The sequence below is a fragment of the Paenibacillus filicis genome (assembly GCF_038070315.1).
GTDB lineage: Bacteria > Bacillota > Bacilli > Paenibacillales > NBRC-103111 > Paenibacillus_G > Paenibacillus_G filicis.
In genome coordinates this window covers 22,607-48,273 of sequence record NZ_JBBPCC010000006.1, presented here as the reverse complement: position 1 = coordinate 48,273, position 25,667 = coordinate 22,607, and the positions used below count along the sequence as shown (strand labels likewise).

General features: G+C 54.8%; 24 protein-coding genes. 18 read left to right on the top strand and 6 right to left on the bottom strand.

Features of this window, described 5'->3' with window-relative positions:
- The first annotated feature begins 57 nt into the window (after positions 1–57).
- The 4 genes from WMW72_RS11065 to WMW72_RS11050 all read left to right on the top strand — a co-directional run bounded on the left by WMW72_RS11065 (position 58) and on the right by WMW72_RS11050 (position 4,629).
- Positions 58–870, top strand: coding sequence for a phosphodiester glycosidase family protein (locus WMW72_RS11065; RefSeq protein WP_341415524.1), 813 nt, complete (start codon positions 58–60; stop codon positions 868–870).
- Between the two features lie 135 nt (positions 871–1,005).
- Positions 1,006–1,566: an NfeD family membrane protein gene (locus tag WMW72_RS11060; RefSeq protein WP_341415523.1), complete on the top strand. Its 561-nt coding sequence runs from the start codon at positions 1,006–1,008 to the stop codon at positions 1,564–1,566.
- Positions 1,556–3,103: a flotillin family protein gene (locus tag WMW72_RS11055; RefSeq protein WP_341415522.1), complete on the top strand. Its 1,548-nt coding sequence runs from the start codon at positions 1,556–1,558 to the stop codon at positions 3,101–3,103. The genes WMW72_RS11060 and WMW72_RS11055 overlap by 11 nt, the downstream gene beginning before the upstream one ends.
- A gap of 119 nt (positions 3,104–3,222) precedes the next feature.
- Positions 3,223–4,629 carry an MATE family efflux transporter gene (locus WMW72_RS11050; protein WP_341415521.1) on the top strand — a complete coding sequence of 469 codons (1,407 nt, stop codon included), beginning with the start codon at positions 3,223–3,225 and terminating at the stop codon, positions 4,627–4,629.
- A gap of 38 nt (positions 4,630–4,667) precedes the next feature.
- On the opposite strand, the gene udk is transcribed toward WMW72_RS11050, so the two are convergent.
- Positions 4,668–5,282, bottom strand: a complete 615-nt coding sequence (gene udk / locus WMW72_RS11045) for a uridine kinase (RefSeq protein WP_341415520.1) — start codon at positions 5,280–5,282, stop codon at positions 4,668–4,670.
- A 179-nt stretch (positions 5,283–5,461) separates the two neighbouring features.
- On the opposite strand from udk, the gene WMW72_RS11040 reads away from it, so the two are divergent.
- The 7 genes from WMW72_RS11040 to WMW72_RS11010 all read left to right on the top strand — a co-directional run bounded on the left by WMW72_RS11040 (position 5,462) and on the right by WMW72_RS11010 (position 13,992).
- Entirely contained in the window at positions 5,462–6,145 is a 684-nt protein-coding gene (locus WMW72_RS11040) for a response regulator transcription factor (protein WP_341415519.1), read from the top strand.
- Positions 6,138–7,388, top strand: a complete 1,251-nt coding sequence (locus tag WMW72_RS11035) for a sensor histidine kinase (protein WP_341415518.1) — start codon at positions 6,138–6,140, stop codon at positions 7,386–7,388. The genes WMW72_RS11040 and WMW72_RS11035 overlap by 8 nt, the downstream gene beginning before the upstream one ends.
- Before the next feature lie 137 nt (positions 7,389–7,525).
- On the top strand, positions 7,526–9,238 hold the full coding sequence (locus WMW72_RS11030) for a permuted SH3 domain-containing protein (protein ID WP_341415517.1): 1,713 nt from the start codon (positions 7,526–7,528) through the stop codon (positions 9,236–9,238).
- Positions 9,239–9,261: 23 nt separating this feature from the next.
- Positions 9,262–9,987: an ABC transporter ATP-binding protein gene (locus WMW72_RS11025; RefSeq protein ID WP_341415516.1), complete on the top strand. Its 726-nt coding sequence runs from the start codon at positions 9,262–9,264 to the stop codon at positions 9,985–9,987.
- Entirely contained in the window at positions 9,984–11,159 is a 1,176-nt protein-coding gene (locus WMW72_RS11020) for an ABC transporter permease (RefSeq protein WP_341415515.1), read from the top strand. The genes WMW72_RS11025 and WMW72_RS11020 overlap by 4 nt, the downstream gene beginning before the upstream one ends.
- Positions 11,160–11,201: 42 nt before the next feature.
- Positions 11,202–13,400: a hypothetical protein gene (locus WMW72_RS11015; RefSeq protein WP_341415514.1), complete on the top strand. Its 2,199-nt coding sequence runs from the start codon at positions 11,202–11,204 to the stop codon at positions 13,398–13,400.
- Positions 13,401–13,596: 196 nt separating this feature from the next.
- The gene (locus WMW72_RS11010; protein ID WP_341415513.1) at positions 13,597–13,992 is read left to right on the top strand and encodes a hypothetical protein; all 396 of its coding nucleotides are present in this window, start codon (positions 13,597–13,599) and stop codon (positions 13,990–13,992) included.
- A gap of 191 nt (positions 13,993–14,183) precedes the next feature.
- Here the strand turns inward: WMW72_RS11010 and uraA are convergent, their stop codons facing one another.
- The gene (uraA, locus tag WMW72_RS11005) at positions 14,184–15,461 is read right to left on the bottom strand and encodes a uracil permease (protein WP_341415512.1); all 1,278 of its coding nucleotides are present in this window, start codon (positions 15,459–15,461) and stop codon (positions 14,184–14,186) included.
- Positions 15,462–15,695: 234 nt separating this feature from the next.
- On the opposite strand from uraA, the gene WMW72_RS11000 reads away from it, so the two are divergent.
- The 7 genes from WMW72_RS11000 (at position 15,696) to WMW72_RS10970 (ending at position 23,253) form a co-directional block, all read left to right on the top strand.
- The gene (locus WMW72_RS11000) at positions 15,696–16,865 is read left to right on the top strand and encodes an iron-containing alcohol dehydrogenase (protein ID WP_341415511.1); all 1,170 of its coding nucleotides are present in this window, start codon (positions 15,696–15,698) and stop codon (positions 16,863–16,865) included.
- A 14-nt stretch (positions 16,866–16,879) separates the two neighbouring features.
- Positions 16,880–18,100 carry an MFS transporter gene (locus WMW72_RS10995; RefSeq protein ID WP_341415510.1) on the top strand — a complete coding sequence of 407 codons (1,221 nt, stop codon included), beginning with the start codon at positions 16,880–16,882 and terminating at the stop codon, positions 18,098–18,100.
- A gap of 108 nt (positions 18,101–18,208) precedes the next feature.
- Positions 18,209–18,508 carry a hypothetical protein gene (locus tag WMW72_RS10990; protein WP_341415509.1) on the top strand — a complete coding sequence of 100 codons (300 nt, stop codon included), beginning with the start codon at positions 18,209–18,211 and terminating at the stop codon, positions 18,506–18,508.
- Positions 18,509–18,960: 452 nt separating this feature from the next.
- Positions 18,961–19,965, top strand: a complete 1,005-nt coding sequence (locus tag WMW72_RS10985) for a 2-oxoacid:acceptor oxidoreductase family protein (protein ID WP_341415508.1) — start codon at positions 18,961–18,963, stop codon at positions 19,963–19,965.
- 38 nt (positions 19,966–20,003) lie between these two features.
- Complete coding sequence (locus WMW72_RS10980) at positions 20,004–22,307, top strand: thiamine pyrophosphate-dependent enzyme (RefSeq protein WP_341415507.1); 2,304 nt, start codon at positions 20,004–20,006, stop codon at positions 22,305–22,307.
- Positions 22,308–22,409: 102 nt separating this feature from the next.
- Positions 22,410–22,697 (top strand): hypothetical protein, encoded by a 288-nt coding sequence (locus WMW72_RS10975; protein ID WP_341415506.1) that lies wholly within the window; start codon positions 22,410–22,412, stop codon positions 22,695–22,697.
- Between the two features lie 43 nt (positions 22,698–22,740).
- Complete coding sequence (locus tag WMW72_RS10970; RefSeq protein ID WP_341415505.1) at positions 22,741–23,253, top strand: hypothetical protein; 513 nt, start codon at positions 22,741–22,743, stop codon at positions 23,251–23,253.
- 96 nt (positions 23,254–23,349) lie between these two features.
- Here WMW72_RS10970 and WMW72_RS10965 read toward each other — a convergent pair whose 3' ends face one another.
- Genes WMW72_RS10965 through WMW72_RS10950 form a run of 4 tightly spaced genes read right to left on the bottom strand, consistent with a single transcriptional unit; the run spans position 23,350 to position 25,658 of the window.
- Positions 23,350–23,934: a class I SAM-dependent methyltransferase gene (locus WMW72_RS10965; RefSeq protein WP_341415504.1), complete on the bottom strand. Its 585-nt coding sequence runs from the start codon at positions 23,932–23,934 to the stop codon at positions 23,350–23,352.
- On the bottom strand, positions 23,931–24,605 hold the full coding sequence (locus WMW72_RS10960; RefSeq protein WP_341415503.1) for an ABC transporter permease: 675 nt from the start codon (positions 24,603–24,605) through the stop codon (positions 23,931–23,933). The genes WMW72_RS10965 and WMW72_RS10960 overlap by 4 nt, the downstream gene beginning before the upstream one ends.
- Positions 24,592–25,293 carry an ABC transporter ATP-binding protein gene (locus WMW72_RS10955; RefSeq protein ID WP_341415502.1) on the bottom strand — a complete coding sequence of 234 codons (702 nt, stop codon included), beginning with the start codon at positions 25,291–25,293 and terminating at the stop codon, positions 24,592–24,594. Before WMW72_RS10955 ends, WMW72_RS10960 begins: the two co-directional genes overlap by 14 nt.
- Positions 25,293–25,658 carry a GntR family transcriptional regulator gene (locus WMW72_RS10950; protein ID WP_341415501.1) on the bottom strand — a complete coding sequence of 122 codons (366 nt, stop codon included), beginning with the start codon at positions 25,656–25,658 and terminating at the stop codon, positions 25,293–25,295. Before WMW72_RS10950 ends, WMW72_RS10955 begins: the two co-directional genes overlap by 1 nt.
- Positions 25,659–25,667 lie beyond the last annotated feature (9 nt).

Genomic DNA, 25,667 nt, shown 5'->3' with positions numbered 1-25,667 from the left:
GGGATGCTACCGGAGAGGACGATGAGGATGCGAACGCCACGGTCTGCCCGACTGAGTATGCCCCGCTGGACGCGGGCGGATACGAATTACTTGCTGCTGCTGCTGACCGGATTTGTGCTGGGCACATGGATCGGCTGGCTTTGGGGCGGACAAGCCTCGAATCACACAGCCAGCCTTCAGCAGGAACGGGGAGCCTATCAATATGCCGCCTATCAGGCTGCCGACGGGACGCTTCTGCATACGATGCGGACGAGCCCGGATAATGTGAAATTGCTCGCGATCGGGACGAATGTGACGGATACGGATGAATACGGGATCAACGGGGGATTTTTCTGGAATGGCGATCTGCTCAGCATCGCGGTCGAGGGCGACCTGCCGCTCAAGGGGCAGCCGCATGATTATGGTTCAGGCTGGAGCAATATTGATGTACCCAAGGGGACGCTGGTATGGGATAAGCAGTCCAGGCAGTTCTCCGTACAAATCGTGGAGGCGGCCAATCAGCTGCAGGTTAGCGATCGGGGACGATATTGGGCTCAGGGAGGTGTCAGTATGTCGCTGCAAGCGGAGGACCGTTGGCGCAGCCAGGCTATAGCGGAGGATATGCCTCTGATCGATCAGAGGCGGCTGCGTTCGGCCGCCGTCTATGATAGTGATGGCCAGCTATGGATGATTGTGTCGGATAAGCCGAGCACAACCTCGCAATTCCGTCAGGCGATCCTGGAAACGGTGGCCCCTGGCAAGCTGGTGGACGGGGTGTTCCTGGACGGGGACGGATCGTCCCAGATGCGGAATGCCGAGACCAAGCTTCTTGGCGACAGGCGAGCGGTATACCAGATGATGTCGCTGATCCGTCAATCCCTCGACCGCTAAGCCGAATATACAGGCTGCGGTTTTTTTTGCCTGGGAAACGGTCGTTTTTTGTCAAATGGGAGAAAATGTGCAACTAAATGGAGATTTTCACGTATTAACTCATGTATAGCAGGGCAGAGACCGGGAGGGATGGAAATGCTGGACGTGTATGCGGGGATGCTGGTAACAGGAGTGTTGTTCGCTCTGGTGACGGTATTGTTCGGGGATTTTCTGAGCAATGCGCTAGACGGCATATTCGATTGGATGAGCGGGGATTTGCATCATGCTCTGCAGCCCATGGTAATCTTCAGCGGAATTACGGTTATGGGAGGAGCAGGCTGGCTGCTTACCCGGTACAGCGCATTCGGAACGGCCGTGATCCTCATACTGGCCGTTCTCACGGCAATCGGCGGCTCCATCCTGATCTACCTGGGCTATGTCAAGCCGATGCAGAACACGGAGAGCTCGGTGGCCTTCTCCATGAGGGATCTGGTCGGCCGCATCGGCGAGGTTTCCGTCCCGGTGCCGGCATCCGGCTGCGGCGAGGTAGTGTACCGGATCGGAGGAAGTCTGACCAATCAGATTGCCGAGAGCTTCGACGGGGAGAATATTCCCTCGGGCGTACGCGTAGTGACGGTCGACATCCGGGACGGAGCGGTGCTGGTGTCGCCGTTGGACACCCATTCTACAACAAGGAGTGATGTGAATGAACTTTAGCGACGTATTGGTGGTTCCAGGGATTATCGTTGGCGTGATTATCGTGCTGGGTCTCGCATTCTGGGCCCGGTACAAAACGGTTAGCCCGGATGAGGCGATGATTGTAACCGGTTCCTTCCTAGGAAGCCGCAACGTGATGGAGGATGAGACGGGGCGCAGTATTAAGATCGTTCGCGGTGGCGGCTCCTTTATCCTTCCGGTGTTTCAGCAGGCGGATTTTCTCTCGCTGCTTTCCCACAAGCTGGACGTATCCACCCCTGAGGTTTATACCGAGCAGGGCGTTCCCGTGATGGCGGACGGTGTCGCCATTATCAAGATCGGAGGCGCGGTAGAGGATGTCGCGACAGCGGCCGAGCAATTCTTGGGCAAGCCTACGGAAGCGCTGAAGAGCGAAGCTCAGGAAGTGCTGGAAGGACATCTGCGGGCGATTCTCGGATCGATGACGGTAGAGGAAGTATACCGCAACCGGGATAAGTTCGCTCAAGAGGTGCAGAGCGTGGCAGCCAAGGATCTGAAGAAGATGGGGCTGCAGATCGTTTCCTTCACGATCAAGGATCTGCGCGACAAGCACGGCTATCTCGATGCGCTCGGGAAACCTCGGATTGCAGCGGTCAAGCGTGATGCGGAGATCGCTGAAGCGGAAGCGGTGCGGGATTCGCGGATCAAGAAAGCGCAGGCGGAGGAAGAGGGACAGAAGGCCGAGCTTGTGCGCGATACGAACATCGCGGAAGCGAGCAAGGAGAAGGAATTGAAGGTTGCTTCCTTCAAGAAGGATCAGGATATGGCCCGCGCCGAAGCGGACCAAGCCTATCATATCCAGGAAGCGCGTGCTAAGCAAAGCGTGGTCGAGGAGCAGATGCGGGTCGAGATCGTCCGCAAGGAGCGGGAGATCGATCTTGAGGCGAAGGAAATTCTGCGTCGTGAGAAGCAGTATGACGCCGAAGTGAAGAAGAAGGCGGATGCTGACCGGTACTCGGTCATTCAGGCGGCCGAGGCGGATAAAGCCAAGCAGATTACACAGGCCGAAGCGATGCAATTCCGCATCGAAGCCGAAGCGAGAGCCAATGCGGAGCAGAAGCGTCTGGAAGGTCTCGCGATCGCAGACGCAGAGCGTGCGAAGGGTACAGCGGAGGCCGAGGTTATCCGGCTGCGTGGTTTGGCCGAGGCGGAAGCCAAGGAGAAGCTCGCTATTGCGTTCGAGAAGTTCGGCGAAGCGGCGATTCTAGATATTATCGTCAAGATGCTGCCTGAGCTGGCCGGACGGATCGCGGAGCCGATGAAATCCATTGATAAGCTGACCGTAGTCGACACAGGCAATGGTCAAGGCGCTGCCCGCGTCAGCAATTATGTGACCGAGCTGATGGCGACAGCACCGGAGATGTTGAAAAGCGTAAGCGGAATCGATGTTGAGCAGCTGATCAAAAATTTCACCGGAGGCAAAATCGCACCAGCACCTGCACCAGCATCCCAAGCGCCTGCACTTGTGCCGGTTCAAGCTGAGCCCAAGGTTAAGCCGCTGGCTCCCGAAGCCGAGTAGCAGACTGTAAAAAATTAGTTTACTTGCAAAGTTTCAAGCGGTATAATATTAGGTAATCGTCATATACAACGCACAAGGGCAGCGCAAGCTGCCTTTTTGCATGGGTGGAGGAAGAGGGCATGGCTGCAACGCTGCAAAATGGAATGAATCTGACCGAAGGTCCACTGGCGAAGAAGCTGCTTCTTTTCGCTATGCCGATCCTGATGGGGAATGTCTTGCAATCGCTTAACGGGACAATCAATGCGATCTGGGTAGGCAATTACTTGGGTGAAAGCGCATTCGCGGCCACCTCTAATGCAAACAATATTATGTTTTTTCTGCTCAGCCTTGTATTTGGAGTGAGTATGGCCTCGACGATTCTAGTCGGTCAGCGGATTGGAGCGAAGGATGAGGCAGGGGCCAAGCGCGTGGTCGGAGCTAGCGCCTTGTTTTATGTGCTGTTATCGCTCGTGATTGCAGCTGCGGGTCTCCTGCTCAGCACCCAGATTCTGCGGTGGATGCAAACGCCGGATGACTCCATGGGCTATGCGCTGGCCTATCTGCGCATCACCTTCCTGGGGATTCCATTCATGTTTTTCTTCAACTTTGTGATGACGGTGCTTCGAGGCGCGGGCGATGCGAAGACGCCCTTTTATTTCCTTCTGATGTCGGCGGTCCTGGACATCGCGTTGAACCCGCTGTTGATTTTCGGCCTCGGTCCTATACCGCGTATGGAGACAGCAGGCTCGGCACTGGCGGCCGTTATCGCTCAAGGGGTTAGCCTCGTCGCGTTTATCCTCTACCTGTACCGCAAGAAGCATCCGCTCCGGCTGACGAGAGCCGACCGGGGATATGTTCGTCTGGACCCGCAGATTATCAAGCTGCTCGTACGCAAAGGCATCCCGATGGGATTGCAAATGCTGATCGTCTCCACGAGTGCGATCGCAACGGTGGCGCTCGTGAACGGGTTCGGCTCCGCTGCGACCGCCGCCTTCGGGGCGGCCATGCAAATTTCCGGCTACGTGCAGATGCCGGCGATGGCGATCGGCGGGGCGGTGTCCGCCGTAGCGGCCCAGAATGTCGGGGCGGGGAAGTGGGAGCGCGTTCACCGGACCACGTGGATCGGCTGTATATTCAATCTGGGGATGACAGGACTTCTCGTAGCCTTGATTTACGCATGGAATGAGCCTATTCTTCATATTTTCTTGAAGGATGAAGCGGCAATCCGAATCGGAGCAAATATCAATCACATTACACTATGGGCCTATATCTTATTCGGCATCACCTTTGTCGTCTCCGGCGTCGTCCGATCCACGGGGGCGGTCATGATACCTCTGCTGACAACCTTTCTTGCTCTGTGGTGCTTCCGTATTCCTCTAGCCTATTACCTGGGCAGTGCCTATGGGCTGGATGCCGTCTGGTGGAGCTTCCCGATCGGCTTTATGTGCGGGTTGCTCTTGTCTGTTATGTACTATCTGTGGGGGAATTGGAGAAAGAGCAGCATGATTCTGAATTCACCGGCCTCGCAGAAGGCTCCTGCGTCTTGAAGAGAGCTAAGGCCTAAAAAATAAACGACATGAATAATTCATGTCGTTAAATACTTTTCTGTCAGGATAGACAGTAATTGAATGCCGACTTCGTTCTGCCCGCCCTCGGGGATGATGATGTCGGCATATTTTTTGGAAGGCTCGATGAATGCCTCGTGCATAGGCTTGACGGTGTTCAGATATTGATCATGAATCGACTGGATCGACCGACCGCGGTCATGGATATCGCGCAGTACACGGCGAAGGATGCGTACATCCGGATCGGTGTCGACGAATACCTTGATATCGAGCATCCCACGGAGCTGCTCGTCCGACAGCACATGCAGACCCTCGATAATGACGATCTTATTGGGCTGGAGATCCAGCTTCTCCGTAACCGAACGAGCATGATTGGAGAAATCGTAGACGGGAACCTGGATTGAGCGCTGCTCCCTCAACTGCTGCAGGTGCTCATAAAGCAGCTCGTTATCGAATGCCAGAGGATGATCATAATTAATCGATTCACGTTCGATCAGGGATAAATGTGCGTGATCCTTATAGTAATTGTCCTGAGAAATGAAGGTGACCTTGTTCCTGCCGAGCCGGTCGATGACGGATCTCGCCACCGTCGTCTTGCCGGAACCGGTGCCTCCGGCGATGCCTATAATTAACATGCTGATGCTGTCCTCCTGCGGCTTTCGTATTCGATTGTATATTGTATCACAACCAGCCTGGGAAAACGAGCAGGCAAGGGACTGGACCGCACTTGACGGGATAATCTTGCTTCGCATGGCAAAAGGTGATTACAATGGTCTCAAGAGACGGATTATTGTACAGACAGGAGTGCTTGGGTTTGCGGGTGCTGGTAGTAGAGGACGATAACCGGTTGCTGGATGCAATCGCAACGGTGCTGGAGGATGAGCATTATCAGGTGGACCGTGCCGATAATGGCCACGAAGGGCTGGCACTTGCGGAGCAGGGGTGGTATGACTTATTGGTGCTGGATATTATGCTTCCGGGCATGGATGGAATTTCCCTTATTCAGGAGCTGCGCAAGGAGGGAGTCCGTACGCCATGCCTGTTTCTGACGGCCAAGGATTCCGTCGATTCCAGAGTACGCGGACTGGATGCAGGTGCGGATGATTATCTCGTCAAGCCGTTCGCGATCGACGAGCTGCTGGCCAGGCTGCGGGCGCTGCACCGGAGGAAGGGAAACGAGCCTGAGACCGGGCTCGCCTACGGAGGACTATCCTTGTCGGAGCCGGATTGCGAGGCGCTGCATGGGGGGAATCGGGTCAAGCTAACGGCGAAGGAATATGATCTGCTTGCCTTTCTAATCCGCCACAAGGAGCAGATCGTCAAGCGTGATCAGGTGTTTGCCCGCGTGTGGGGCGTCGACTCGGAAGCCAATGAAACGGCCGTTGACCTGTACGTGCACTATCTGCGCAAGAAGCTGCATGCCTGCGGCTGCGAGCATTATATCCGTACGATCCGCAGCGTAGGCTATATGCTCAAGGCGGAAGGTATCCATGTTTAACCGGACACGGTACCGGCTGGCGCTGTTATTTTCCATCGTATTTTTCATTCTACTGAATGCCCTTGGAGCAACGCTGTATTTTTCCACAGAGAAACGCCTGTATTCGCAGATCGACCGGGTGCTCGAGAATGAAATGAACGCCTTCGAGGGCATATTGAACCGCCAGCTGCGGCGGGATTTTCCGTTCCGTCCCGTGCGTCTGATGACGATGCTCCAGTGGGATGCGGAGGGCAAGCTGCTCTTGCAGGTTCCCCGCGATACGGACGAGAAGCTTCCTGCCTTGCTGCGCGGAGCTGGCGTAGAAGGAAAGATCGTCAATGTGACGGTCGACGAGTCCGATTACCGGCTGCTGACGAGGCAAGCCAAGAGCGGTCGCCTGCAGGTCGCCTATAACCTGGAGCCCGAACGCAAGGTACTGAAAAATCTGCTCGTCGTGGTCGGAATCGGCAGTCTCGTCAGCATCCTGGTCGCGGTGCTGACCGGCTTATTCCTGGCCAACCGTGCGCTCATCCCGATTCGGAAGGCGTGGGAGCAGCAGCAGCAGTTCGTGTCGGACGCCTCCCATGAATTGCGGACCCCGCTCTCGGTGCTGCACATTCATCTGGAACGGCTGTTCCGCCATCCGGATAGAACCGTCGAGCAGGAGAGCGAGAAGATTGCGATCATGATCGACGAGACGCGCCGCATGACCAAGATGGTCGGCGACCTGCTGACGCTGGCACGCTCGGACTCCCATGAACTGAAGCTGAACGAGACCAGTATCGAGCTGAGTGAACTGGTTGCCAAGGCGGCGACGGGCTTCGAGGAGCTGAGCGGGATGCGAGGCATCTGGTTGGAGTCCCGGATTGAGGGTGACGCCATGCTGATGGGAGACCCCGATTACCTGCATCAGCTGCTCGTTATCCTGCTGGATAATGCGCTGAAATATACGCGCGAGGGCTCGATCAGCATACGGGCCTCCGCCGATGGCGGCCTCGTTCTGCTGAAGATCGTGGATACAGGAATCGGAATTGCCAAGGAGGACCTTCCGCATATATTCGACAGATTCTATAGGGCGGACAAAGTGCGCGGACGCGCAGACGGCGGGACAGGTCTCGGGCTCTCTATCGCCAAGTGGATCGTAGAAGCGCATAACGGAACCATCCGCGCGGAAAGCGTGGAAGGGGAGGGCACCACGATCGAAGTATGGCTGCCGCTGGACCGTCACAGCAGGCCGCCCTCCAGAAAAAGCCGGATTCGTTGAGAATCCGGCTTTTTGGGCATGATTTCAGCACACTTTCAGCTAATCTTAAGCTTTTCCAATGTAGATTTAATCTAGGTCTGATTTAATAGGTACATAGTTCGTGCAGATCAGTAGTCATATCGGGAGGTACGTAGCCTGTGAACAAGAAGAAGACAATCATTATTACGGTAGCTGCTCTGCTGGTGGCAGGGGCCGGAACCACGGTGTATATGACCCGGGGACCCCAAAAAGCGAAAACAGGAGCGGTAGCCCAGCAGCAGACGGCCAAAGTAACCAAGGGCAATCTGCAGGCAACCATCACAGGTACCTCGCAATTGGCGGCAGAGCAGCTTCAGATGATTACCCCGCCCAAAGAAGGTATGATTAAAACGATCAACTTAACGCGAAACCAGAGCGTGAAGCAGGGGGATTTGCTGCTGGAGCTGACGGATACAAACCTGGTGGAGAAGCTTGATAGCGCACAGGTGTCGCTCGATCAGTACAAAAAGGACTTGCAGGATCTGCTGGAGCAGCAAGGGTCGCTGCGGATCAAGGCTCCGGCCGCGGGCAAGCTGATCCTGGCGGCTAATCTCAGCGAAGGCTCGAACGTGTCCAAGACGACGAAGGTCGCGACGATCGCAGATACAGGATCACTGACGGTTACGCTGCCTTTTATCCAGGAAGAGGTGGCCCAGCTCGCGACCGGAGATACGGTTGAATTGACGGTGGACGGATATCTGCTGTCCAAGGCGGGTGTCGTTGAATCGATAGCGGCCGGCAGCAAGGCCGATGCCAAGGGGAACCGCATCAGCGATGTGAAGGTCCGGATCGATAACGACGGCACGTTGGATGCGGACCTGAATGTACAGGGCTCGGTAACGGTGAACGGCTTGAAGGTCGAGTCGGCAGGCAGCGCAAAGCTGCAGTACAAATCGACTACGACGGTATTTGCCAATGTATCGGGTTCGATCAGCAAGCTGGACATTACGGAAAACCGGGCTGTCCGCTCCGGCGAAGCGATCGCGACGATCGTCAACGATACGCTGGCTAAGGACATTTCCACCAAGCAGCAGCAGATCGAGCAGCAGACCAAAACGATTCAAGACCTGAACGACCAATTGGCGAATCTGAAGGTGTACGCTCCGTTCGATGGCGTATTCTCGACGGATTTTGCGGATACGAAGAGCAATGTGCTGGCTTCCTACCGGGTAGGCTCGACGATCAAGAGTGACGTGAAGCTGGGAGCCGTCGCGAGTCTGGATACGCTGCAGCTGGCGATCAGTGTGGATGAGCTGGATCTGCCGAAGGTTCAGGTCGGACAGAAGGCCAGAGTCCGGGTCGATGCGATCACCGGTAAAACGTATGAAGCCTCGGTTACACAAGTATCCACCGTGGGTACGACCTCCAATGGCGTCAGCACGTACAGCGTCATCCTAAGCATGAAAAGCAGCCCCGAGCTCAAGTATGGGATGACGGCCAGTGCCGATATCATCGTCACTGATAAGAAAGGCGTGCTGCTCCTGCCTACGCAGGCTGTACAATCCCGTAACGGCCGCAGCTCGGTCGGGATCAAGAAGGCGGATGGAACGATCGAACGCAAGGACATCAAGGTAGGCGTGAACGACAGCGCAAACGTCGAAATTACCGAAGGATTGGCCGAAGGAGACGAGGTCGTACTCGGCGGAACGGCCCCGCGGGGCAATAATTTGACTGAGCAGCAGATTCAACAGATGCGCAACCAGTTCCAGCAAGGAGCGGGTGCAGGGGGCGGCACTGGCGGCGGATTCCCAGCTGGAGGCGGCAACTTCGGCGGAGGCGGCTTTACCGGCGGCGGTGGAGGCGGCAACGGCGGAGGCGGTGCTAGGAGATAAAAAGCCGGGGAGAGGTGAACCAGATGAGCTTGATTGAACTGAAGGACATCGTGAAGCAATTCAAACGGGGAACGGAGGAGCTGACGATCCTCCGCAGCGTGTCCCTATCGGTACAAAAGGGGGAATTTATCGCGATCGTGGGACCGAGTGGTTCGGGCAAGTCGACGCTGATGAATACGATCGGCCTGCTCGATATGCCGACCTCGGGCTCCTATACTCTCGATGGCGTCGTCACCGAGAAGCTGAAGGACGATCAGTTGGCCGAGGTGCGAAATAAGAAGATCGGCTTTATTTTCCAACAATTCAATCTGTTGCCCAGATTGACGGCCATAGAGAATGTGGAGCTGCCGATGATCTATGCGGGGATCTCCAAGAAGGAGCGGAGAGCGCGCGGCATGCAAATGCTCGAGAAGCTGGGCATGGGCGCACGCTATGATCACCGCCCGAGCCAGCTGTCCGGCGGTCAGCAGCAGCGTGTCGCCATCGCAAGAGCTTTGGCGATTGGCCCGGCCATCCTGCTGGCGGACGAACCGACAGGGGCGCTGGATTCCTCGACAGGACAGGAAGTGCTGGAGCTGATGATTGAATTGAATGAGACGGGCAATACGATTGTGCTGATTACCCATGATCTGCATATTGCAGAGAACGCAAAGCGGGTCGTGACGATCCGGGACGGGCAGATTGTCAGCGACAAACGCAACGATCTCCAGCGTGAGATGATCCGTCAAGTGACGGAGGTAGGCGTATGAAGGCTTCTGAACTCATAGCGATGGCGCTCAAGACGGTCACAGCGAGCTGGATGCGCACGCTGCTGACGATGCTGGGCGTCATCATCGGGGTTGCCTCGGTCGTGACTCTCGTATCGCTCGGACGGGGAACGACGGCGGCGATCGAGAAGCAGTACGAGAATCTCGGGACGAATCTGATCACGGTGAACATTCTGGGTAACGGACGCGCAAGCAGCCTGGATTATAACGAAGTGATGCAGTTCGAAGAGTTTCCTGAGTTTAATTATCTAGCTCCGGCCGTGTCCGGTGGCAATGTGAATGTTAAGTATGACCGCACTCAGGATACCTACACGATCCTGGGGACCAATGACCGGTATTTCTCGATTACCAAGACAGATCTTGCCACGGGAAGGCTCCTGTCGGAGTCTGATCTCAGCTTCCGGACCAACGTAGCCGTGCTCGGAAGCACGGTTGCGACCGAACTGTTCGAGTCGACCAATCCGGTAGGCAAAACGATCAACATCAAAGGATATGAGTTTACAGTCATCGGCGTATTGAAGGCAAAGGGCGCAGGGATCGGCGTGTCTGTCGATGAATCGATCGTGGTCCCACTGACGACGGCACAGCGGCAGCTGGCTCTCGGCAACATCCGGACGACCTATATCGAGGCCAAGAGCAAGGACCAGATGACGATGGCCCAGACGACCTTCTCCAATTACCTAACGAGCAAGTACAAGAGCTCGAACGGGTTTCGAATCTTGAATCAGGACTCGCTGGTAGAGGCCCGAACGGCGGCGACTAGCTCCCTGACAAGCCAGCTCGTCAGTGTGGCCTGCATTTCCTTGCTGGTCGGAGGGATCGGCATCATGAATATCATGCTCGTTACCGTAACGGAGCGGACGCGGGAGATCGGAATACGCAAGTCCATCGGCGCCAAGCGAAGCAATATTCTGATGCAATTCCTCGTCGAGGCTGTCGTCATCAGCGGGTTAGGCGGTCTGATAGGGCTGGTGCTCGGTGTGGGCATCTCGCTGGCATGGCCTTACATGAACAAAAATCAACTGACCGTCATCTCGTGGGACATCAGCTTCTATGCGTTCCTGTTCTCCGTGGCAGTTGGTATCGTCTTCGGTCTTTATCCAGCAAACAAGGCATCTAAGCTTCGTCCGATCGATGCGCTGCGCACGGATTGAAGCAGCCGGATGCTTGCAAAGCGACTCAAGGAGGTTTCTACATTGAATAACCATCTGAATCTCAGACAAAACAAACGAATCAAGTACCCCCTCATCGCCTGGCTGCTGATCATTGCCTGCCTGCTGCTCTACAGCTTGTGCCCGGGGGTTTCCTATGCAGGCAAAGAAGGTGTGTTCGTCAATAACAACGTATTTTTTACGCTGGAGGAGGTCTCGCTCTCCAAAAGCTCGGATAGCCAATCGATGCAATTCCGCGTCATGCTGACCAACGGAAGCGGATCTGCTGTGGACTTTAACAATTATGGAGTGAAGGTCGCGACGGCCGACGGCCGCAGCTATTATGCGCAGCTCAGCGAGAAGGCCGATGCGCTGGTATCCCCTTCGTCGGACAAAACCTTCGCCTTTATCGCCAAGGTCGCCCCGGATCTGTCCGCGGATCAGTTGAATGTCACGTTCTTCAACCGCAGCCGCAATCAGCTGGAGCTGGGGGCATTGTCGGTATCCAAAGCGATGTCCTTCCAGCAGAACGATCATCAATTCGTCTTCAATCTCTCCACCGTCGATGCTTCCCAGACGGGCAACACCTTCGTTTCCGTTCAGGCAGGCCGGGCATTTGCTTATCCTTCTGAAGGTAAATGGAATGTACTGCTGGATATAACGGCCAAAGTATCCGGCACCGCTAGCACCTGGGATCCAACCGGCTTGAACTATGTGCTGCAGGATGCCCAAGGCCGGAGCATTGCGCTCACGGCTGCTAAGACGGAAGAAAGCAAGCTGGACGGAGCTTCCGTCACCAGGCTGCTGCTAAGTGCCAAGCTGGATGCCCAGCCAGATGCGGATAAGCTGGTGCTTGGCCTGAACGTCAAGTCGACAGGGAAAGATATCGGGCAAATCGGACTGCAGTCCTTGTTCCAATCGGTGAAGGTAGGGGAGACTGCCACACTGACCGGTCAAGGAAAAGAAGGCCTGACGCTGACAGCTAACAAGGCAGAGGAAATTATACAGTCTGGCAAGCACGTCGCTGTCGTGACAGCTACGCTCCACAACGGCAGCACTCGATCCATCGCCAATCCAGTGCTGACTGGCCTACTGGTATCTAAGGATCAGCAAAACTCCTTGGCGACAGACACGGTCGTAGGGACTGAGAAGTACACGTCGGCAGGTAAGGATGCCTCGTATCAATTCGTCGTTGAAATTCCCGATGAGCTGAAGTCGACCGGGTATGAGCTGTACATATCCGAGAAAACAGCCACGACGGGCAATGCGCAGAACGGATCGAACACGTCGAATACATCGAATGGGTCGAACTCGTCCGGCGCTGGCACGAATACCGGCAGTGGAAGCGGTACGGGCAGCTCCAACGGGACTGCCACGACTGTCACACTTCCACTGGTCGCCTTGAATCTGGACAATGGATTGCAGGCCGGTGAAGATGGAGCGCCAGTGAGCGACAGTGCGCTCGGATCCCCATTCGTATTCAAGGCGGACAATCAGACGGTAGATAAAAATCTGGAGATCTCGCTGGTTGAGATCAACTCGCACTCCAATCCCGAAACCGGCTATCAATCCGTGATCGCCAAGTACAAAGTCGTTAATAAAGGTCAAGAAACGCTGCCGCTGCCTGAACTGGCTACCGAGCTGCAGGACAGCTCAGGTAAAACGTACACGGGCACGAAACAGACGACAGTACTGAAGGAGCTCGTCCCACAGGCCTCATACGCCTACAGTTACTCGTATTTGCTGCCTCCAGGCATCAAAGGTACATTCAAGCTGAGTATTCTTGCCGGTAGCGCAAGCTCCGCCGTGAAGCTGCCGATCGCGACCAAGCAGGTTGCTGTCAAGTCTGCCGAGGGAGACAAGTCGGAAATTAACGGTACGACGCTTCAGCTGTATCCTTATGATGTCACTATCAACAGCTGGGAGCTGAGCGGCAATTACAGCAATAACACCTGGGCTTACAAGCTCGCGCTGGATCTGAAGATTGCCAAGCAAAGCGACGTCATGGTCGACGATTCCACCGGTTCGCTGGAATTCGAGCTGGTCGATCCGACAGGCAGGATTCTCGGCAGCAGCACCTACACGCTGCAAGGTGCGAATAAGCTCGTTACCGGCTGGCAAGCAGTCGCACTCACCAATGTCACGAATAATCAGTTCCAGTACCCGCTCAGCGTTCGCGTCTATGAAACGGTGCAGACGCCGAACGGGTCCGCCAAGCGCTTGCTCGTCACGTTGAAGCAGTAGAAAAACCGGAATTGAGGAATACCCAGGAGGCCGTCTGCTGAGGCTAAGCAGACGGCCTCCGTCTCTTCTTCAGGTGTAAGAGGCGGAGTGTAGCGCTCTTGGGATTATCTATGGTATTCTTAAAGGATAAACCTCGGCTGGACGAGAGGGATCGGAAGTCCGCAATACCGTTCGCCGGTTGAAGGAGGAAGACCCTTTGAATGAACATTTTATCCGGATTAAAGCGCTGGATGGCGAGCTGAAGCTGTCTCATAAAAAGCGTGATTTCGGGTTGACGGTTTCCACCAAGGAGCTCGTCTATCAGAAGCCTCATGCGAATTATCATATCCGATTGTCCGATATTATCAGCATTACACCGTTTGAACTGCCTGTAGGCTCCAAGCCGATGCGTATTCGCCGGGAGGGAACAGGTGCCAGCGAGACCGTTAGCGTCGAGACGGGAATGCAGCATTACCGGATCTATGCAAAAGAAGCGACGCTGCACAACCGCAGCGGGATTTTCCAGCTCCATTCGGTGCAATTCATCCTGCCGGTATTAAACGATCTGCTGCTCGCCATCTCCCGTTATGGCGGGTTGGATGCGGTGACCTGACCTGGCACATGATAGTGAGGAACTTAACTTATATGTAGGACAAGAAGCTCACGGGACATACCCGGGAGCCTCTTTCTTTTGGGCGGCAAAAAGAGCAGACAAGCTGCCCTAGGGGCAGGATGTCTGCTCTTCTCATGAGAGCTCGGCTGCTCTTATGTAGGTCTGAATGCAGCCAAGCCCGAATACACAACCTAAGCTTCGTTGGACAGCTTCAGCTTCTCAATGATCTTGAAGAATAAGCTAAGGACGATGGCCAGCACGGTAGCCAGCGCCATGCCTTTCATAGAGAAGCTGCCGATCGTGACGCTCATCCCGCTGATGCCGACGACCAGTACGATGCTGGTCAGGATCAGATTGGAGGTTTTCGCATAATCGACCTTCGTCTCGACCAGCATCCGGATACCGGAGGATGCGATGACCCCGAATAACAGCAGCGATACGCCGCCCATAACCGGTGTCGGGATGGTGCTGATCAGAGCAGCAAGCTTCCCGAAGAAGGACAGAACGACCGCCAGCACCGCCGCTCCTCCGATGACCCAGACGGAGTACACACGCGTAATCGCGAGGACGCCGATATTCTCACCGTAGGTCGTATTCGGCGTGGAGCCGGCGAAGCCCGAGATGATCGTGGAGATCCCGTTGCCGAGCAGGGATCGGTCGAGTCCCGGGTCCTGAGACAGGTTCTTACCGACGATATTGCCGGTGACGATCAGATGGCCGATATGCTCGGCGATGACGACAAGCGCGGCTGGAGCGATGATCGCAATGGCGGACCATTCAAACTTCGGCGTATACAGCGTTGGCAATTGCAGGATGCTTGCTTCAGAGACGGGAACGAAGTTCACGTAACCCAATTCGTAAGCGATCCAGTAACCGCCGACGATCCCGATGAGAATCGGAATGATTTTCAAGAAGCCGCGCAGCATCACGTTGCCAATAATGACGATCAGAAGTGTAGACGATGAGATCAGAATGGCTTTTGGATCGATCGCCCAGTCTGCGGCAGCATCGGACGGCTTGATGAAGCCTGCCATCTGGGCGGCAACGGGGACGAGCTCAAGCCCGATGACAGCCACGATAGCGCCCATGGCGGCGGGAGGGAAGACGATGTCCAGCCAGCGGGTGCCGGCGGATCGGATGATTAGGGCAACCAGCGTGAAGATGATACCCGATGCGATAAAGCCGCCAAGCGCCGCCTCATAAGGCATACCCGATGCAAATACGGCGAATACCGGCGAGAGGAAGGCGAAGCTAGACCCGAGGTAGGCGGGGATTTTGCCTTTGCACAGGAGCAGGTAAAGCAGTGTGCCGATCCCGTTCATCAGCAGCACGATCGCCGGATCGATCTTGAACAGGACCGGGACGAGCACGGTCGAGCCGAACATGGCGAACAGATGCTGTAGGCTGAGCGGCACGCTTAGCAGCAGCGGCGGACGTTCCGCCACTTGAATAACACGATCTCGATTCAAACAGACGCACCCTTTCGATAGTAGGTAAAAGTTCCGGAACTTATCATATCAAAATGTGCCGGAATTGCCATCTTTTTTTCGCAGAAAACGGGACAAGCTTAGATCTTGCTTCGATCCTAGGTCGCAACGTTCCTCCGACTTGTAAGCAGCTAATTGTTTTTTAGTTGTTTTCACTTCGGAAAAATAGTTGCTATAATGGTCTTTGGTTGTACCCATACAAGGAGGAGATTGACGATGAACTCGTTTGCATTTCATAACCCTACCCGAATTATTTTTGGTGCAGGAACGTTAGACAAACTCGGCGAGCAGCTGGCTGCATTCGGTACCAAGACCGCACTACTGGTGTACGGCGGCGGCAGCATCAAGCAGAGCGGGCTGTATGACCGTGTGCTGCAGCAGCTGGAGCAGGCTGGCGTGAGAACCGTTGAGCTTGCGGGTATCGAGCCGAACCCCCGTGTATCCACGGTACGCAAAGGAATCGAGCTGTGCCGCGCCCATGATGTAGACTTTATTCTCGCCGTAGGCGGCGGCAGTGTGCTTGATGCGGCCAAGGCTGTAGCCGTTGGCGTTCCTTATGAAGGGGACGTGTGGGATTTCCTGATCCGCAAGGCGCAGATTCAGAGCGCACTGCCGCTGGGTACGGTCCTTACACTATCGGCTACAGGGTCGGAGATGAACGGCAACTCCGTCATTACGAACTGGGAAGAGAATCTCAAGAAATCGTTCGGCAGCATTCATGCTTATCCGAAGTTCTCGATTCTTGACCCTACATTGACTTATTCGGTACCGGCGAATCAGACCGTGAACGGGATCGTCGATACGATGTCTCATGTGTTCGAGCAATATTTCAGTCTGACGACGGATACTCCGCTTCAGGAGCGTCTGTGCGAATCCATCCTGCAGACGGTGATTGAGAACGGGGAGAAGGCCCTGGCACAGCCGGACAACTACGAAGCTCGCGCCAACCTGATGCTGTGCAGTACCTATGCGCTGAACGGAGGCATGATCAGCGTCGGGATGCAGCAGGACTGGGCGACGCATATGATCGAGCACGAAGTGAGTGCTATCTACGATATCGCGCATGCGGCGGGATTATCGGTTCTGTTCCCTAACTGGATGACTTATGTGCATGGCGAGCGTCTGGACCGCTTCGTGCAATATGCGGTACGGGTATGGAACATCGACCCTAGCGGCAAATCGGATGAGGAAGTAGCTCGCGCCGGTATTCAGGCGACGCGCGATTACTTCACACGGATCGGAGCTCCTTCGCGCCTGAGCGAGCTGAATATCGGGGATGACCAACTGGAGAGAATGGCCGAGGAAACGGTTGGCTTCGGTCCTGTCGGTTCGTTCCGCAAGCTTCAAGCCGGCGATGTTCTTGAAATTCTCCGGTCCAGTCTGTAAGCTTGGCTGGAGAGATGAGTAACTCGGTTCCGAGCCGGAAGAACCGGATTGTTTTTGTCACAGTGACTCTTCTATTCTGGTGCTCGCTGTATGTATACGTGCCGGTTTTGTCGCCATATCTGGAGCATATGGGCATGTCGTACACGGTGATGGGCATCGTCCTAGGCAGCTATGGGCTGACGCAAATTGTACTCCGTCTGCCGCTCGGCATCGCTTCGGACAAGATGAACAAACGCAAGCCCTATGTAGTCATCGGGATGTTGAGCGTTGCCCTGAGCTGTGTCTGCTTCGCCATGGGTGAGCGTCTGGAATGGGCGCTGGCCGGCCGTATCATGTCAGGGGTCGCCGCCTCCACCTGGGTGGCCTTCACGGTCATGTTCGCAGGCATGTACGCCAAGGAACAAGCGACGCGCGCCATGGGTATGATCAGCTTACTAACGGCCGGAGGGCAGCTCCTCGGGATGAGCGTCAGCGGCCTGCTCGTTGAGGCGGGAGGATATACACTGACGTTCCAGATGGGAGCGGCAATCGGCCTGCTCGGCTTTGCGCTGTCATTCCTGCTCCAGGAGCCGCAGGGGACGGTGGCCCGGCCTTCTATGAGCTACGGAGATCTGGCATCCGTCATGAAGGACCGTCTGCTATGGAAGGTGTCGACCTTATCCATCCTGGCTCATAGCGTATTGTTTATCACCATGTTCGGCTTCACACCTTCCTATGCGTTGTACCTGGGAGCCGATAAGGTAGGGCTGACGATGCTCGTACTGGCGTTTATGGTGCCTCATGCCTTGGTCGCCTACCTATCCGGCCGTGTGATCGCTCCGCGCTTCGGGTCGTGGCAGGTCGTATTTGTAGGCTTCGTGGTCAGTGCGCTATGTACGGCCGCGACCTCGTTCGTCCCTGGCTTCGGGATGCTGATCTTCACCCAAGCGCTCAATGGTGCCGTACAGGGTCTGCACTTTCCGCTGCTGCTCGGCTTGTCCATCGAGCATATTGAGGAGAAGAAGCGGGCGACCGCGATGGGATTTTACCAGGCCGTATATGCGATTGGCATGTTCGCAGGTCCGTTTCTAGCCGGAGGACTAAACGAATGGGGCGGGCTGAAAAGCGGTTTTTATTTCGCGGGTGTGCTTGGCGTAGCCGCGTCCATCTTGACCTGGCGCTGGTTCTTGAGCCGCTCGGCACGGTCTGTTGGTCGGCCTGCCGCACCATCGGGAGGGAAGACCTTAGGCCGCTGAAGAAGGCCGTGGAGCCACTTTCGGCAAGCCGGCCATACCTTCACCGGAGGGAACATGCATAGCCGCTCTGGTTTTGCGTGAGACTAACGGCGAAGGAGATGGTTCACCGTGTTTGCGCTGCTTATTATCGGTTCTTTGCTTGCGCCATTGCTTCTGCTGGCTTGCCGGTTTCTTACTCCCAAGCTGACGATGGTGTTCGATCTGGCGGCATTAGCTGCCTTGTACGCGTTCGGCTGGATTGCAACCGGCGCCATTTACAAAATCCTGCGTGACGACATGGTGATGATGACGGAGGTTCACCGTGTGTTCTACAACTCTCTGTTCCTGGCCAGCGGAGCGTATCTGGGTGTCTATGCCGTGTATCTCATCTGGTGGAAAAGCTTTCGTCTCTGGCGAGAGCAGCCATAAGAGGCTGGATGTCCTGCATATGCGGACTGGCCGAGAGGGCGGAGGCTTGTCTGCAGGTTGAATGTCCGGGAAGTTCTGTCTGGAGAGAATGGGTCTATTCCTAAACCGGGAGGTTTGGAATGGGCCTGTTTGGCTTGAGCAGGTTTCGGGATTCATACGGAGTGTGTAGATCAGCCGGGAGAACAAACTGCGGCTGCTTGCGGGGCTCGGCGTACCTGCCAGGAGGTTAATATATTGTCACAAAAAGTACGTAATTCTGTATTAGTGGTATTACTATAAGTTACTATACAGATTGATAAAATGGATAAAAATATGCAAAAAAAACCTGGTTTCATAGGTTTTTTTCACGAAATGATCCAAAAAACACTATGCGTTCCTTGGATATACTGTTATACTGATGCCATGCTCCAGATATTCCAATTTATTCTTGAATTAGAGGAGGCGTTACAAGCATGACGGTTCTACCGAAAATGAACGAGCTCGGTTTTTTCGAAATCCGGCTCGAGTCCATCGGCGGGCTTGGAGCTAATCTGGCAGGCAAGATGCTCGCTGAAGCGGGCGTTGTTGGGAGCGGTTTCAATGGGGTCAGTTTTTCTTCCTACGGTTCTGAGAAAAAGGGTTCGCCCGTAAAGGCCCATATCCGGTTCTGCGATCTGGATACGAATATTCGGGATACGACTCCGGTGGAACGACCGCATGTTGTGGGGGTCTTTCACGAGAATTTGTCGAAGACGGTGAATGTGGTTAGCGGCATCTATGAGGATAGCGTGGTACTGGTCAATTCTACCAAAAATCCCGCAGAATTGAAAGACAAGATGAAGCTGATCGGCGGCATTGTAGCGGTCGTCGATGCGACGGGCATTTCCCTGGAAGAGAAGAACCGGGTTAATATGGCGATGCTGGGCGGTCTGTTCCGGTTATGCGAGTTCCTCGACTTCGAGCATATGAAAGGAATTATCCGTAAAAGCCTGGAGAAGAAATATCCCGGTGCGGTAGAGCCTGCGCTGCGTACTTTCCAGCGGGGCTATGACGAGGTAAAGTTCCAGACGTTCGCGCTGCCTGAGGGAGCCGTCATGCCTGAGCCGAAGCGCTGGGACATCCCCGTATACGGATATCTTACGCAGCCGATTGGCGGTATGGTTTCTAACCCGGGGAACAGCATCCTGAAGGATCTGAGCATTTCCCGCAACGGCATGATGCCTCACTTCGATGATGAGAAGTGCATCCACTGCGCGGCCTGTGATACCGCCTGTCCCGACTTCTGCTTCGTCTGGGATGAGGCGCCGGACAAGAAGGGCCGTCCGCAGATGTTTCTGCAGGGCATTGACTATCAATATTGCAAGGGCTGTCTGAAGTGCGTCGTAGCCTGTCCGACAGAGGCGCTATCCTCGGGTCGAGAGACGGACGGCTATGCAGAGACGCATCGCGTAGCGCATCGTTTTCAACTGGCAGAGTAAGTCCATTAACTCATACCGGGAGAGGTGAATGTTCATCCATGGCTATCGAAATCAATAAAGAAGTAAGTGCAGGCACGGTCGAGCAGCGTATGGTCTACGAGTCGGGCAACGAGATGGCGGCCTATGCGGCGCACCAGATCAATTATCACGTGATGGGATATTTCCCGATCTCTCCTTCCACGGAAGTCGCCCAATTTCTGGACCTGATGAAGGCCAACGGGCAGCATGACATCAAGCTGATTCCCGCGGACGGCGAGCATGGCTCAGCCGGGATCTGTTATGGAGCGGCTACGGCAGGGGGCCGGGTGTTCAACGCGACGAGTGCCAACGGCTACCTGTATATGCTGGAACAAATGCCTGTCCAGTCGGGAACACGCTTCCCGATGGTCATGAATCTCGTCTGCCGCTCGGTCTCCGGCCCGTTGAATATTCACGGCGATCACTCCGACCTCTACTACGCCCTGAATACAGGATGGCCGATCTTGATGAGCCGCGATCCCCAAGCGGTCTACGATATGAACATCATGGCCATCAAGCTGGCCGAGGACCCTGAGGTCCGATTGCCTGTCATCGTCGCTTCCGACGGCTACTTTACCTCCCATCAAAAACGCCGCGTTCAGACGTTCGCTCATAAATCGGACGTTCATGCCTTCATCGGCGAGCAGCCGAAGCAATTCCCCCATGTGCTTGACCGCAACAATCCGATTACAGTCGGTCCTTATATGAATGAACCCGATTATATCAACAACTGCTACCAGCAATCTGAAGCTATGTACCGTGCCGGCGGGGTTTTCGACCGGATCCGCCAGGAATACAAGGAGCTGACCGGCCGCGATTACCCGATTCTCGACCTGTACCGGATGGAGGATGCCGAGGTGGCGGTATTCCTGATGAATTCCTCGTCGGAAATTATCAAGGACGTCGTCGACCAGCTGCGTGAGCAGGGCATCAAGGCGGGCTCGATCGCGCCCAATATGATCCGTCCGTTCCCGGCCCAGGAAATCGCGGAGGCGCTGAAGAATGTTAAGGCGGTTACGGTCGGCGACCGTGCCGACTCCTATGGCGCCCATGGCGGCAACATGTCGCTGGAGATCAAGGCTGCATTATTCACAGCAGGTTACACGGATACGCTAGTCGTCAGCCGTGTCTATGGCTTGGGCGGGAAGGACTTCTACGCCGAAGATGGCCACGCGTTCTTCCGGATGGCAATGGATGCTGTAGAAGCAGGCAAGGTCGAGGTGCCGTTCGATTATCACGGCCACACGGCGGGCGATCCCAACAAGAAGCCGCAGCGTGTCATCGAGCCGATGAAGTATGAAGATTTGAACACCGGTCTAATCACGGTGAATAAGGATGAAGCAACCGGCCAGCTCAAGGTGAAGGTTCCTCCGATCCGCCAGCTGACCAAGAAGCCGAAGCGGCTTGCACCGGGTCACGGCGCCTGTCCGGGGTGCGGCATTTTCTCGGGTCTCGAGCTGTTCTTCAAGGGCATCGAGGGCGATATTGTCGCACTATTCCATACCGGCTGCGCGATGGTCGTCACGACCGGCTACCCGTATTCATCGCACAAGGCCACCTATATTCACAACCTGTTCCAGAGCGGAGCGGCCACGCTGTCCGGCGTCGTGGAGATGTTCTGGGAGCGCAAGCGCCGCGGAGAGCTGGATCATCTGAATCTGCCTGCGGATTTCACCTTCGTCATGATCACCGGCGACGGCGGGATGGATATCGGCATGGGACCGGCGATCGGAGCTGCGCTGCGCAATCATAAAATGATTATATTGGAGTACGATAATGAAGGGTATATGAATACGGGAGCCCAGCTGTCGTACTCGACGCCGCTCGGACATCGCACCTCCACATCCAACGTGGGCAAGCATCAGGGCGGCAAGCTGTTCCACCACAAGGATACGCCGCAGATCATGGCGGCCACCAATATTCCGTACGTGTTCACCGGCTCCGAGTCCTTGCCGCAGGATATGCTGAAGAAAGCGGCCAAGGCGCAATATTATGCCCAGAACGAAGGGCTCGTTTATGGGAAAATTCTCATCACCTGCCCGCTCAACTGGCTCTCGGAGGAGCAGATTGGGCAAACCTTGATCGATGAGGCGGTTAACTCCTGCTTCTTCCCGATGTATGAGATTGAGAACGGCGTTACGACGATCACGTATAACCCGGAGGACAAAAACAAACGTATCCCAGTAGGCGACTGGCTGAAAAATATGGGCAAGACCAAGCATCTGACCCGGCCTGAATACGCCGAAGCGCTCCAATCGTTCGAGAACGAGGTGGACCGCCGCTGGAGCAGGCTGAAGGCCCGCCACGAGAATCCGTACTTGTAAGGGGAAATGAAAGAGGGGCGCAAACTCGTGACCGAGCCTTGCGCCCTTCTTGTCCCCAGCCTTGCGGGGCCAATGAATAGCGGGTCAGGAGGAAAAATTAAAATGAGCTATGTATTGAGACATACGATAACCGGAGAGATTGCGGCTTGCCTGCAGAAAAATCACTATGATTTATCCTATTATGGCATTCGCCAATTTGTCAGCGAGCAGGAAGCACAGGAGCTGATGAAGGGATTTCTCCAGGAAATCGGCCGTGATGACGAGCATCGCTGGCTGGTCGTGTATCTGGAAGAGGGCCGGGTCAAGTTAGGAAATGTGAAGCTGAAAAATGACCCTTCACGCCGTCTGATCTTGCACGCCGAGGGAAATCTGGAGGCTGTCCTCATGTAAATGATGGGTTCCGGGAGTCTACTAAACGATAAGGAGCGAGAGGATGACCAACCCTTATATCACGTTCGAAAAGGCCGCTTCTGAGGAAGAGCTGCTGCAGTTCCAGCAAAAGGTAACGGAAGGAGGGTTTACGGCGTTCCGGTTATTCCTCGAGGGCTTCCGGAGCAAGCTGAAGGAATATGTCGATCAGGAATGCACAGCGGTGGCCGAGCGGCTGGCGACGGCTAGACGGCTATTTCCCGAGCCAACAAGGTTCAGCCCTTCCTGGGCTGCTATATGGGATGAATTCGAGGAGATCATCGCCTACAAGCTTACTGTGCTGCAGTCGATCCAGGGGGAAGAACGGGACGGAGAATGGCAGATTCTGATTGATAATCCTTATACGAATTCGGATCTGGTCTGTTACCCTTCGTTGACCTTCTTCGAGGGAGCCTATATGTATGCCTACTTCCGGTCTGATCTGAAGCAGAATGAATTCATCCGGCTGCAGAAAATTCAGACGGTCATTCTCGCATTCGGCAGCGAACGGATGAAGGAGCAGAGAAAGCAGCAATAGGAATAAAAAATGTGCTATCTAGAATATCGTACCGGACAAAGGATGTACTGCAGGCGTTCCGCAGGGAGGTCCTTTGTCCGGTATACGAGCTCTGCATTAGAGCACTATCGCCGTTCGCAGCTGCTGGTCCGACGGCGATTTTTTGCATTTGAATACCCAGGCAGGAGGAATGTTCATCCAAGTATAGCCTGTATCGACGACGGAAAAATAGGCTTCAAATTGTTTTCTGAGAAGCAGCGTGTATTGGAAAGCAAGAAAGATACCATTCGGGGCCAAGGCTTCATGGATCGAATGAAACAGGCGTTCCCGCAGTTCAATAGGAAAGTTGGCGAAAGGAAGACCGGAGACGATCAGGTCGAATGGACGGCCCGTTTCCTGAACCACTTCAGCTAGCTGCAGAGCGTCTTCCAGGATGGGAAGCTGTGGATACCGGACAGCCAAATCTGTTCGGAAGCTGTCATTCTGCTCAAACAAATATAGCTGGCTAGCCGAGCTTCTTTGCAACTGAATATGCTTCGTAAATACCCCTGTACCCGGTCCGAGCTCAGCAATCCGGCGCATTTTGTGCCAGGGCAGAGCCGGGGGCAGCATGTACCGGGTTAACCACGGCGAGCTGGGAATGATGCTTCCCACTTGACTGGCATGCGATAAAAACTCCCCGAAAAAAGACGGTTTGCTCATCGGATGTCCACCTTCTTCTCTAGAAGAAACCAGTTAAACAAGAACAGAACGATGAGGATGGCGGTCAAGCCGATCTCTGTCGGCAAGTTAGCGAATGCGACGATAGCCAGAAATAAGCCGGCAGCAAAGCTGAGGAAAGTAACAAGAAGAGAAAATTTGCCTGCCCGCTTGCCAAGAAGCATGCTCATTGTACTTAAAAAGATGACGGAAGCAGCGCAGATCAGAAGATTATAGATCAGGAGGACCTTGGACCAGGCGAATGTCGTTAAGGGCTCGGCTCGAAGCAGAAGCCCGCCGCTTAACTCATACTGAACCCATAGTCCAGCAAGCATGACCAAGGACAGCAGCAGGGTTTCCAGTAGAAGCGAAATTCCTTTGGACAGAAGCAAATAGACTCGAGGCACGGGCAGCATCAGCAGCTGATAGATCGCACGCTGCCTCCATTCCTCTCTCCACGCCGAGAAGCTGTGAAGAAACGGAACCTGAAGCACGAGGGCAAAAAGGGCAATATTTAATACCATAATGGATGCAAAGCCATCCGCTTGCGGATTTGAGTGATAAGTTAGGATCAGGATGGCAGCATGAAGAAACAGGATAGCCCCTGCAGCAACTACGATCGTATTTCTCCGGTTGCGCAGCTCGGTTACAAGAAGACGTCTAAAGGCGTGCAATGTCATACACCTCTTTCAAGATATCCATCAAGGATTTGTTTTTTTCTTGCTTCAGGGATTCGACATTCCCTGTAAGCAGCAGCTTTCCCTCGTGAATGAATAGCACCTCATCCAGTATGACCTCAACCTCTGACACCTCATGTGTCGTGATGAGAATGGTTTGCTGTTCCTCCAGAAAGTCACTTACGATGGCCTGCGCGATCTGTTGTCTGGCAAATGGGTCTATACCGGAGAAGGGCTCATCCAGCAGCAAGTATCTCGCTTGGCGGCTCAACGCCAGCAGCAGCTTCATCTTGGCCCGGGTACCCTTGGACGCATCGCGGATGAAGGTGCCTTTCGTTAATTCGAAATATTCCAGCAAATGACGTGCTTTGGCATCATCCCAGTCCCAGTAGATGTCTCTCATATAACTCATGGCATCGGATAGCTTCATCCAGGAGTACCAGACATCCACATCCGGCAGGAAAGCCGTCATGGCCCGAGTCGATAGGGAATGGGTCTTGCCGTCCAACGTAATGGTACCTGCATCCAACTGGAGCAGCCCTGCGATCGATTGGAGCATCGTCGACTTGCCTGCGCCGTTCGTTCCCAGCAAGCCTATGATTTGTCCATCTGCCGCGGTAAACGATACGCCGTCCAGAGCTTTTTTCTTCCCGAAGCTTTTGACTGCATCCTTCACAGTAATCATTAGGATTTCCCCCTTTCCAGATAGGCCGTGATGATCTCCAGGATGTTCTCATCCGATTTTCCCAGAGAGCGCAAAGTTTCAATGCTTCGGCTGACAGCCGCATTGGCCGCTTCTTCCCGAAGCGACTCGAGGATGAGGCTGTTGCTTGTGATAAAGCTGCCCTGGCCCCTTGCCGTGACGATCAAGTTCATATCTTCCATTTCCCTGTAAGCTCTCTGAATCGTGTTGGGATTGACTCCGAGCTGTTTGGCCAGTTCTCGGCGGGACGGGATTTCTTGGCCCAGCTTGTAGATGCCGGTAATCAGCTTGGTTCTGATGTCGTCAATAATCTGAGCATAAATCGGCTCTGACTTGTTAAATTCCATATCATCCTC